9 protein-coding genes and 1 rRNA gene are annotated in these 10,531 nt (G+C 69.9%); all 10 read right to left on the bottom strand.

Going from position 1 to position 10,531, the window contains the following annotated elements:
* Nucleotides 1-69 precede the first annotated feature (69 nt).
* Nucleotides 70-1,827 (bottom strand): CTP synthase, encoded by a 1,758-nt coding sequence (locus Q8814_RS21060; RefSeq protein WP_330153943.1) that lies wholly within the window; start codon nt 1,825-1,827, stop codon nt 70-72.
* A gap of 162 nt (nt 1,828-1,989) precedes the next feature.
* Nucleotides 1,990-2,934, bottom strand: coding sequence for a copper transporter (locus tag Q8814_RS21055; protein WP_330153942.1), 945 nt, complete (start codon nt 2,932-2,934; stop codon nt 1,990-1,992).
* Nucleotides 2,931-4,115 (bottom strand): putative cytokinetic ring protein SteA, encoded by a 1,185-nt coding sequence (steA, locus tag Q8814_RS21050; protein WP_330153941.1) that lies wholly within the window; start codon nt 4,113-4,115, stop codon nt 2,931-2,933. The genes Q8814_RS21055 and steA overlap by 4 nt, the downstream gene beginning before the upstream one ends.
* A gap of 74 nt (nt 4,116-4,189) precedes the next feature.
* Nucleotides 4,190-5,959, bottom strand: a complete 1,770-nt coding sequence (gene recN / locus Q8814_RS21045) for a DNA repair protein RecN (RefSeq protein ID WP_330153940.1) — start codon at nt 5,957-5,959, stop codon at nt 4,190-4,192.
* Between the two features lies 1 nt (nt 5,960).
* Nucleotides 5,961-6,905: an NAD kinase gene (locus Q8814_RS21040; protein ID WP_330153939.1), complete on the bottom strand. Its 945-nt coding sequence runs from the start codon at nt 6,903-6,905 to the stop codon at nt 5,961-5,963.
* The gene (locus Q8814_RS21035; RefSeq protein WP_330153938.1) at nt 6,902-7,726 is read right to left on the bottom strand and encodes a TlyA family RNA methyltransferase; all 825 of its coding nucleotides are present in this window, start codon (nt 7,724-7,726) and stop codon (nt 6,902-6,904) included. Before Q8814_RS21035 ends, Q8814_RS21040 begins: the two co-directional genes overlap by 4 nt.
* Nucleotide 7,727: 1 nt before the next feature.
* Nucleotides 7,728-7,946, bottom strand: coding sequence for a hypothetical protein (locus Q8814_RS21030; RefSeq protein ID WP_330153937.1), 219 nt, complete (start codon nt 7,944-7,946; stop codon nt 7,728-7,730).
* A gap of 53 nt (nt 7,947-7,999) precedes the next feature.
* Entirely contained in the window at nt 8,000-9,028 is a 1,029-nt protein-coding gene (locus tag Q8814_RS21025) for an HAD-IIA family hydrolase (protein ID WP_330153936.1), read from the bottom strand.
* Nucleotides 9,025-10,350, bottom strand: a complete 1,326-nt coding sequence (locus Q8814_RS21020) for a hypothetical protein (protein WP_330153935.1) — start codon at nt 10,348-10,350, stop codon at nt 9,025-9,027. Before Q8814_RS21020 ends, Q8814_RS21025 begins: the two co-directional genes overlap by 4 nt.
* 67 nt (nt 10,351-10,417) lie before the next feature.
* Nucleotides 10,418-10,531, bottom strand: a 5S ribosomal RNA gene (rrf, locus tag Q8814_RS21015); the annotation flags it as partial.

The following is a 10,531-nucleotide window of genomic DNA, read 5'->3' as shown; positions in this document are numbered from 1 at the left end:
CGACACGATGGCACCGGTATAGATGCGCCGGGTGCCGACGGTGCGGAACTCGTGTCGCTGCGCCACGATCTACTCGGCTTCGGCGGCGGCGGTGGAGGCGGACGCGACCGGCTCGTCGGTCGGCTCCGGTGTCCCGGTGTCGCCGTGCACGTCCACCGGCAGCCGTTCGGCGGCCTTGTACCGCAGGGCCGCGTCGATCAACCCGGCGAACAACGGATGCGGGCGCGTCGGGCGGCTCTTCAGTTCCGGATGTGCCTGTGTCGCAACGAAGAACGGGTGGATGTCGGCGGGGTATTCGACGAATTCCACCAGGCGACCGTCGGGGGAGGTTCCGGAGAACACCAGTCCGGACTTCGCGATGGTCGCGCGGTACGCGTTGTTGACCTCGTAGCGGTGCCGATGCCGTTCGGTGACCTGTTCGGTGCCGTAGGTGCGGGCGACCACCGAGCCCTTGCTCAGCACCGCCGGGTACGACCCGAGCCGCATCGTGCCGCCGAGGTCGGCTTCCCCGGCCACGGCCTGCTCCTGGTCCGCCATCGTGGAGATCACCGGGGCGGTGGTGTCGGGATCGAATTCGGTCGAGGAGGCGTCGGTGACGCCGGCCGCGCGGGCCGCCTCGATCACGACGCACTGCAGACCCAGGCACAGCCCGAGCAGCGGGATCTTGCGGGTGCGGGCGAACCGGATGGCGCCGAGTTTGCCCTCGATGCCGCGGATGCCGAAGCCGCCGGGGATGAGCACCGCGTCGACGTCGCCGAGCCGGGCCTGGGCGCCGGTCTCGGTTTCGCATTCGTCGGAGGCGACCCACCGGATCTTGACCTTCGCGCGGTGCGCGAATCCGCCGGCGCGGAGCGCCTCGGTCACCGACAGGTAGGCGTCGGGCAGGTCGATGTACTTGCCGACGAGCGCGACCTCCACGGTCTCGCGGGGGTTGTGGACCCGCTCGAGCAGATCGCCCCACACGGTCCAGTCGACGTCGCGGAAGGGCAACCCCAGCTGGCGCACGACGTAGGCGTCGAGGCCTTCGCTGTGCAGCACCTTGGGGATGTCGTAGATGCTCGGCGCGTCCGGGCAGGAGATGACCCCGGCGATGTCGACGTCGCACATCAGCGAGATCTTGCCCTTGAGCGAGGCGGGCACGTCCCGGTCGCAGCGCAGCACCAGGGCGTCGGGCTGGATGCCGATATTGCGCAGCGCCGCCACCGAATGCTGGGTCGGTTTGGTCTTCAGCTCTCCGGACGGACCGAGGTACGGCACCAGCGACACGTGCAGGAAGAAGCAGTTGTCGCGGCCCACCTCGTGCCTGACCTGCCGGGCGGCTTCGAGAAACGGCTGCGATTCGATGTCGCCGACGGTGCCGCCGATCTCGGTGATCACCACGTCGGGTGTCTGACCGGAGGCGTCGGGGGTGGCCATGGCCAGGATGCGGCTCTTGATCTCGTCGGTGATGTGCGGGATGACCTGCACGGTGTCGCCGAGATACTCGCCGCGGCGTTCCTTCGCGATCACCGTCGAGTACACCTGTCCGGTGGTGACGTTCGCGTCGGCGTTGAGGTCGCGGTCGAGGAAACGCTCGTAGTGACCGACGTCGAGATCGGTTTCGGCGCCGTCCTCGGTGACGAACACCTCGCCGTGCTGGAACGGGTTCATCGTGCCCGGATCGACGTTCAGATACGGATCGAGTTTCTGCATGGTCACCCGCATTCCGCGCGCGGTCAGCAGAGCACCCAGGCTCGATGCCGTCAGCCCCTTGCCCAGCGAGGACGCGACGCCGCCGCTGACGAAAATGTGCTTGGTCGGGGTACGCGAGTGGCGTGACTGTGACAAGGAAGCTCCCGTGACGTCAGGTGCAGGACTTTTGGACTGAGGTGATACTTCTGGGGCCTGCCGACCCACGGAACTTCACGGTAACACCACCGGCGGCGGCTGCGTACCCGACTCGCCATACCGGCGGCCCGGGTGCAGTGGACGTCACACCGGCCCGGTCGCTCAGCGCGCGGCCGAGCCGACGGTGACCGCGGCGGCGCCCGGACCGGACCCGTACCGTCCCACGCCGCCGTCGAACTGCTCCCCGAGCGCGAGCACGGTGGTGACCCGCCCGGCTTCCCGGTCGAGGTTGTCCACGGTCGACAGTCCCGCCGACAACGCGGCAGCGGCCCGTACCACCGCGACCGGGCCGTTGCCGACCGCCGAGCCGGGCCGGCCGGTGAGCACTGTGCCGGCACCGCGGGTGTCGACCGCCGCGGCGAAGCGCGCCACCAGCGCGCCCCGGTTGCCGTTGCCGTTCTGTTCGCCACCGTCACCGGTGACGACGAGTGTGGACTGTGCCGGTTCGACGGCACCGTCGTAGGACACGAAGCCGGCACTGCGCAACGTGCTCAGGGCCAGGTCACGTTCCTCGGGGGTGCTCCGGGGCGCTCCGGTGGCGGGATCGAGCTGCAGCACGGCGCCCAGGAGGTCCCCGGCGAGACTGCCCGGATCCACCGCCCCGGTCTGCAGCTGCACCCCTGCCGGAATGATGTTGGTCACGGTCGTGCGCAGGAGGTCGGCCCCGGCGGCGTCGACGAACGATTCGGTCAGCGACACCCGGCCGGTGACCCGGCCGCCGGCGGCATCGACGGTGCGCATCACCGCGTCGAGGTCGGCGGGATCGGTGTCGGGGGTGCTCACCAGCAGCACCGTGCGGTCGATGAGCACGTCGCGCACCACCCGTGGAGCGACGGCCGCGTCGAAGCCGTCGGCCGTGTTGAGTTGTTCCTCGAGCCGGCTGCTGCGGTCCTGCGCATTCTGGACCTCGCGGCGCATCTCGGCCTTGTCGTCGCGCAATCCCGACACCAGGGTGTCCGAGAGCAGACCCGACCCGAGCACGATGCCCACCGCGAGGGCCAGGAAGATCGAGGCGATGGTCACGACGTGCCGGCGCATCGAAATCACGCGCGCAGACCCCGCACCCATTCGACGAGGTCGTCCCACAGCTGCACTGCCCAGTCCACGACGTCGCCGCCGAGGTTCGACACGACGAGCGCGGCGATGACGGCGATCAGCGCAGCGAAGACGAGCAGCGCGATGACACCTCCCGAGACCCGGCTGCGGTACAGGGTCGCGACCGCTTTCGCGTCGACGAGTTTCGGGCCGACCTTCAACCGGGTCATGAACGCCGACGGGTTGGTGTCGCGGCGGCCCTGATCGAAGAACTCGTCGAGTGAGACGGTGCTGCCGACGGTGACGACGAGCGCGGCACCGTGGTGTTCGACGAGCAGCAACGCCAGGTCGGTGGGGGTCCCCGCGGCGGGGAAGGTCATCGCACCGAGCCCGAGGTCCTGGCTGCGTTCGAGGCCGGGGGCGGGCCCGTCGGGATCGGCGGGCAGAACCACCTCGGCGCCGGATTTGAGGGTGGCGGTGCCGATCTCGTCGGGGTCCCCCACGATCAGATCCGGCCGGTACCCGGCCTTGGTGAGGACGTCCGCGCCGGTCCCGACGCCCACGAGGATCGGCGAGTACTCCTTGATGAACGGCTTGAGATTCTTGAGGTCCTGCTGGTGGTCGGGGCCGCTCGTCACCACGACCACGTGCCGGTCCCGCAGATCGAGATCGATGTCCGGGACGCCGACCCCGTCGATGAGCAGCGGGCTTTCCGAGCGGATGAATTCGATGGTGTTGCCCGAGAACGCTTCGAGGTGATCGACGAGACCCGTTTTCGCCTCGATCATGCGGTCGGAGATTTCCGCTTCGGTCTGCTCCTCCCCCTCGATCAGCAGACGCTCACCGGCGTACACCCCGCCGTCGTGCAGGCGCACCTTCGCGCCGTCCTTGACCTTCTTGAACAACTCGGGGCCGACATGGTCGATGAGCACGATGCCGTTCGCGACGAGCACCTCCGGACCCAGATTCGGGTAGCGGCCCGAGATCGAGGCCGACGCGTTGAGGACGGCCGAGACCCCCGCCTCGACGAGGGCGTCCGCGGTGACGCGGTCGAGATCGACGACATCGAGCGCGACGATGTCGCCGGGTCCGACCCGGCGCAGCAGCTTCGCGGTGTTCTTGTCGACCCGGGCAATGCCACTCACTCCGGGCAACGTTTCGTTGTTACGTGATAGCAGCGCCGGCATCTTCATGGCAAAGATGATGCTCCGAGGTCGCGGTGAGGTCTCGGAGGCGCGCCGGGGACGAGCGCAACATCGAGGTGGGGTCAGCCCACGCGCTCGCTGTGCGCCATCGCCAGCAGTTCCTCGGCGTGCGCCCGCCCGGTCTCGGTGTCGTCGAGACCGGCGAGCATGCGGGCCAGTTCGGCGACCCGATCGGTCTCGGTCAATGTCCGGACCCCGCTGCTGACCACGCCGCCGGTGTCGTCGACCTTGTCGACCACGAGGTGGGTGTCCGCGAACGCCGCGACCTGCGGCAGATGCGTCACCACGATGACCTGATGAGTGCGCGCGAGCCGTGCCAGACGACGTCCGATTTCGACCGCGGCGCGGCCGCCGACCCCGGCGTCGACCTCGTCGAAGACCATCGTGGCGCCACGCTCGGAGGCGGCCAGCACCACCTCGAGTGCGAGCATCACCCGCGACAGTTCACCGCCGGAGGCACTGCGCGCGAGCGGGAGCGCGGGGGCACCGCCGTGCGCGGCGAGACGGAACTCGACGTCGTCGACGCCCGATCCCCCGGCGTGCAGGACCCGGCCGTCCATCGGCAGCGGCGCGGAGTCGCCCGCCGCGGCGTCCCGATCGCGGACCTGAACGTCGAGCACCGCCCGTCCCATCGCGAGGCCGGCCAGTTCTTTGGTCACCGCCTTCGCCAGCTTGGTGGCCGTCCTGCGGCGCGCCGTCGACAGGGCCGCGGCCGCTTTCGCGGTGGCGGCGGCCTCGGCGTCGACCTCGGCGGCCAGTTTGTCGAGCGCCTCGGCGGATACGTCCAGGCGCGACAGTCGCTCCCGGGCGTCGCGGGCCCACTCGAGGACACCGTCGATGTCGGCCGCGTACTTGCGGGTGAGATTCTTCAGCTCCGCCTGCCGACCGAGCAGCGACTCGAGCGCCCCGGGGTCGGACGGCAGATCCGACAGGTAGCCGGACAGATCACCGGCCACGTCGGTGACCACCGCGATCGCCTCGGCGAGACGCGGCGCGAGGTCGCGGAGCGCCGGGTCGTCGCTCCCCTCGATGCGCGAGCGGGCGTCCCCGAGCAGGTCCAGCGCGGCGTGGGTCACGTCCGCGTCGTCGCTGTCGGGTCCGGTCAGCGCGGCATGCGCCCCGTACGCGGCGTCGCGCAGCGAATCGAGGTCCGACAGCCGCCGCACCTCGGTGACGATGCGGACATCCTCGGCCGGCTCCGGCGCGACCGCATCGATCTCGTCGAGCCCGAACTGCAACCGGTCCGCCTCCTGCGCCAGTTCCCGTGATCGCTGCGTGCGGTCGAGGAGTTCGGTGCGGGCGTCGAGCCATCGCCGCCGGTGGGTGCGGTAGACCTCGAGCGGCTGCGTGACGGTTCTGCCACCGAACCGGTCGAGCGCCGCGCGTTGCTGATCGGGGCGCAGCAAGCGCAATTGGTCGTTCTGTCCGTGCACTGTCAGCAGCGGATCGGTGAACTCCGAGAGCACCCCGACCGGCACGCTGCGTCCGCCGAGGTGTGCCCGCGAGCGGCCGTCGCTGCTCACCGTGCGGACCGCGATGATGCTGCCGTCCTCGTCGCGCTGCGCGCCGGTCGCCTCCAGCAGACGCGCGATCTCCTTCTCCACGTGACTGGTCGCGGCCTCGATGCTGAAGCGTCCTTCGACGACGGCGCGGGACGCCCCCACCCGCACCCGGGCGGAGTCGGCCCGGACACCGGAGAGCAGATGCAGGCTCGTGACCACCATCGTCTTGCCGGCACCGGTCTCGCCGGTCAGTACGGTCAGCCCGCCGTGGAACCGGGCACACGCCTCCGAAATCACGCCCAGATTGTCGATCCGGATCTCTGCGAGCATCTCAGAGCTTCCTTCCCCGCCAGCCCTTCACCGGAAGTTCGAACTTACGCACCATCCGATCGGCGAACGGCGCCGAATCCAGACGTACCCAGCGCACCGGATGGCGGCCGCGCACCACTTCGAGTCGGCCACCGGCCGGGAGTTCGAGAATGCGGCGCCCGTCGCAGAAGACCAGCCCGTCGTGGCTGCCGGCGAGGGTTTCGACCGCGATGATGGACTCGGGGCTGGTGACGAGCGGGCGTGCGAACAGGGCGTGGGCGTTGCTCGGAATGACCAGCAGCGCCTCGAGTTCCGGCCACACGATCGGACCACCGGCGGAGAATGCGTACGCGGTCGAGCCGGTCGGGGTGGCGATGAGCAGTCCGTCGCATCCGAACGAACTGACCGGGCGCCCGTCCACTTCGAGCACCACTTCGAGCACCCCGAGCCGCGACTTGTTCTCGAGGCTGGCTTCGTTGAGCGCCCAGCCCCGGTCCACGACGGTGTCGTCGACACGAATCATCACGTCCAGGGTCATGCGTTCTTCGATGCGGTATTCGCGGCGCACCACCTGCTGCAACGCATCTTCGAGGTTCTCCGCCTCGGCCTCGGCGAGAAACCCGATCCGGCCGAGGTTGATCCCGAGCACCGGCACCGCGTGGTACTGGGCCAGTTCCGCGGCGCGCAGGAAGCTGCCGTCGCCGCCGAGGACGATCACCATTTCGCAGCCCGACGCCGCGTCGAGACCGGGCGCCACGACACGGATTCCGCTGCCGGGCACAGCGAGCACCCCCAGACCGTTGCTGACCGCTTCGTCGTCGAGCACCCGCAGTCCGATCCCCGCCTCCCCCAGCAGTTTCGCTACGCGCTGGGCGGTGGTAGCGATCTCCTCCCGCCCGGAATGGGATACGAGCAGAATCTCGCGGCGCACCGTCGGCGTTGCCGGAGCGGCCGTCCCTGTAGTCACTGTGGTCCTTCCTGCACCGCTCGCTCGATAAGGTCGACGACGTTCGTGTCGAGTTCCGCCGGGCCGGGTTCGCCGGCCCGCAACCACAGGAAGTACTCGACATTGCCCGACGGTCCGGGCAGCGGGCTCGCTACCGCACCGACCGTGCGCAGCCCGAGGGTCTGCGCTTCGCGTGCCACGTCGAGGACTGCCTCGGTGCGCAGCGCCGGGTCGCGGACGACCCCGCCGCTCCCGACGCGGTCCTTGCCCACCTCGAACTGCGGCTTGACCATCGGCAGCAGGTCGGTTCCCGCCGTCGCGCAGCGCACGAAGGCCGGCAGCACCAGTTTCAGCGAGATGAACGACAGATCAGCCACCACCAGTTCGACCGGACCTCCGATCACGTCGGCGTCGATATTACGCACGTTTGTTCGATCTATCACGCGGACCCGCTCGTCCGACTGCAGCCGCCACACCAGCTGGCCGTAGCCGACATCGACCGCGACGACCTCGGACGCGCCCTCGCGGAGCAGCACATCGGTGAACCCCCCGGTGGAGGCACCGGCGTCGAGACAGCGCCGGCCGGCGACGCGCAAACCCCGGGGTCCGAAGGCCTCGAGCGCCCCGATCAGCTTGTGGGCACCCCGCGAAGCCCAGGACACCTCATCGGTCACCTCGGTGACCAGCAACGGCGTGTTCGGTTCAACGGCCGTGGCCGGTTTGGTGGCGACCGTGCCGGCGATCAGCACCCGTCCGGCCGCGATCAGTTCGCTCGCATGCTCGCGGGAGCGCGCCAGTCCCCGCCGCACCAACTCCGCATCGACTCGTGCCCGGCGCGCCACGTCAGATCTTGTCCACGGTCGACAGTGCCCGGACGAGCACTTCGTGGGCCTGTTCGAACAGTTCGGCCTGACCCGCGATGACGGCGGCCGGATCGGCTGCGTGACCGCTCTCGCGGATACGGGTGAGCAACTCGTCGACCTCGACATGGATACGCGCGGGATCGACCCCGGGGTGCGATCCGGGAAGATGTTGGCCTGGACGTGGAATCGACGTGCTCATCGCCGACCACGCTAGTGCATCGTCGCGGCGGCGGACACATCGCACGACCGACGTCAGTGCACCGGGCCCCAGGCGGCGAGTACGGCGCGGGCGGCGTCGTCCGTGGCCACGATCCGGCCGAAACCGGGGTTCGCCCACGCGATGTCGAGGATGCAGCGCAGAGCCTCCATCGGTGCATCTCCCGTCGATGCCGGGCCCGGCCCGCCGAGGTGCAGGTCGCCGTCGTCGAAGGAGACCGGCCACGGCCCCCGAGCCGACACCCGCAGCGCCGTCGCCGCCACATCGAGACAGCCCAACGAGGAGGCGACATAGGTGGGTCGCTGCGCGACCGGTGCCCGCAGCAGATCGGCGACGGTGCTGACGCCCGTGAGCACCAGCAGCGAGTCCGCGCCGACCGCGTTCGCTCCCTCGATATCGGTGTCGAGTCGATCACCGACCACCAGCGGACGCGTCGCCGAACCTCGTGTGATCGCGTCCGCGAGCAACGGAGCGGCCGGTTTCCCGGCGACCACGGGTTCGGCACCCGTTGCCGACCGCACGGCGGCCACCATCGAGCCGTTCCCGAGTACCAGGCCGCGTTCGGTAGGCAGCGTCGAGTCGACATTCGTCGCGATCCACAGCGCGCCGGCCCGGATCGCGAGGGTGGCTTCGGCCAGGATGGCCCACCCGGTCTCGGGAGAATGACCCTGCACCACTGCGACGGGATCGGCGTCGGCCGTGCGTACCGGCGTCAATCCGACGCCGGCGACCTCCTCGGCCAGTGCGTCGGTGCCGACCACCAGAACCGGCGAACCGGCCGGAATGCGTTGCGCCAGAAGTCGTGCCGCCGATTGCGAGCTGGTCACCACGTCGGCGGGTTGTGCCGGGAAACCGAGGTCGCGCAGGTGCTGCGCCACCTCGCCGGGACGGCGGCTCGCGTTGTTCGTCACATAGAGCACGCGGCTGTCGGTATCGGCGACGGCCTCGCGGGCTCCCGGTACCACCTCGGCGCCACGATAGACGGTGCCGTCGAGGTCGAGCAGCAATACGTCGTACAGCGACCGGAGCGTCGCACCCTGCGTCCCGGCCTGCGCAGCGGTCACAGACCCTCTCCGGTGAGCTCCTCGACCCGCTCCTCGGCGTCCGTGACACCTTCGATGTCGGCGGAGGCAGCGTGAAGGAACCACTGCACCCCCTCGTCGGTGCGGCCGCAGGCCACCAGTGCGTCGGCGTACGCGTAGAACAGCCGGGCCGCTGCGGTCCCGGTGCGCTCGGGATCGAGGTCCGGCGTCTGGAGGGTCACCACGGCCTGGTCGAACTGCCCGAGATCCATGCGGGCACCCGCAACGACGATTCGCAGCTCGCTCGCCTCGTCACCGGTCAGCGCCCGCGCTTCCTCGCTGCGTCCCAGCTCGATGGCCTTCTCCGACCTCCCCAGACCCCGTTCGCAGTCCGCCATGACCGCGAGAAGGCCCGGCCCACCGGACATGCGACGAGCCGCCCGCAACTCCGACAAGGCCTCGGCCCATTCTCCCGCGTGATACGCGGTGATGCCCGCCGCCTCTCGGACCACCGCGATGCGTCCGGCGCGCTGCCGTGCGGCACGCGCGTGCGCCAGAGCTGCTCGAGGGTCGTCGTCGATCAGTTTGCCCGCCATCACCAGGTGTCGCGCAACGGAATTCGCGTTCAGCTTGTCCAGGCTGAGCAGGTCGCGACGGATCGTCGGGTCGAGTTCGGACGCCTCGACGTCGTCGGGCAGATCCGGCTCGTCAGGACGGGCATCTCGGCGCGGGGAGGAACCGGAGTCGCGGCCGCGGCCGGGTCCGAAGCCACCTTCGCCACCGCGCCGATGCGGCGCGCCACCGGAGCGACGATCCGGGCCGTGCCCGGTTCCGCCGCGGGGGTCACTCGAACGGCGATCCTCACGCGGACGGTCTCCCGTCGGGCGGCCGGGACGGTCGGTGCGGTCGCCGCTGCGGGGGCGCTCGACGCGACCGCGGTCGCCGCCCTGCCGGTCACGATCCGCGCCCTGCCGGTCACGGTCGGTGCGGGGACGGTCGCTGCCCTGGGGGCGCTCGCGATCTCCTCGACCGGCACCTCTACCCGACGGGGCGTCACTGCGGTTCTGCTGACGGTCGCTGCCGCGGTCGAAGGTGCGGCCTTCACCGCCACCACCGAACGAGCGGCCGCCGGTGCCGCGATCCGCGGGTCGTCCCTGTCTGCGATCTCCCCCGCGATCCGGGCGATCGCCACTGCGATCCGGGCGATTCTCGCCTCGTCGGTGGTCGTCCTGCGAGCGGCCGTGTTCGCTTCGGCCTTCGGGCCGGCGATCTTCCGGCTTGCGGTCGCTGCCTTCGCTTCGGCCCGACCACGGAGTGGATCCCCCACTCCTGAAGGATCGGCGCTCACCGTTGTTGTCGGACACGAGAAAATCCTTTCATGGAAAACACGAAAGGGGACCCAATGTATTGGGTCCCCTTTCGGTAACGGGTGTTCGGCGGTGTCCTACTCTCCCACACCCTGTCGAGTGCAGTACCATCGGCGCAGACAGGCTTAGCTTCCGGGTTCGGAATGGGACCGGGCGTTTCCCTGTCGCTGTGACCGCC

It is taken from the genome of Rhodococcus chondri, assembly GCF_036327435.1.
GTDB lineage: Bacteria > Actinomycetota > Actinomycetes > Mycobacteriales > Mycobacteriaceae > Rhodococcus > Rhodococcus chondri.
The sequence above is the reverse complement of the archived record's forward strand: the minus strand, read 5'-3'. Positions and strand labels throughout refer to the sequence as shown.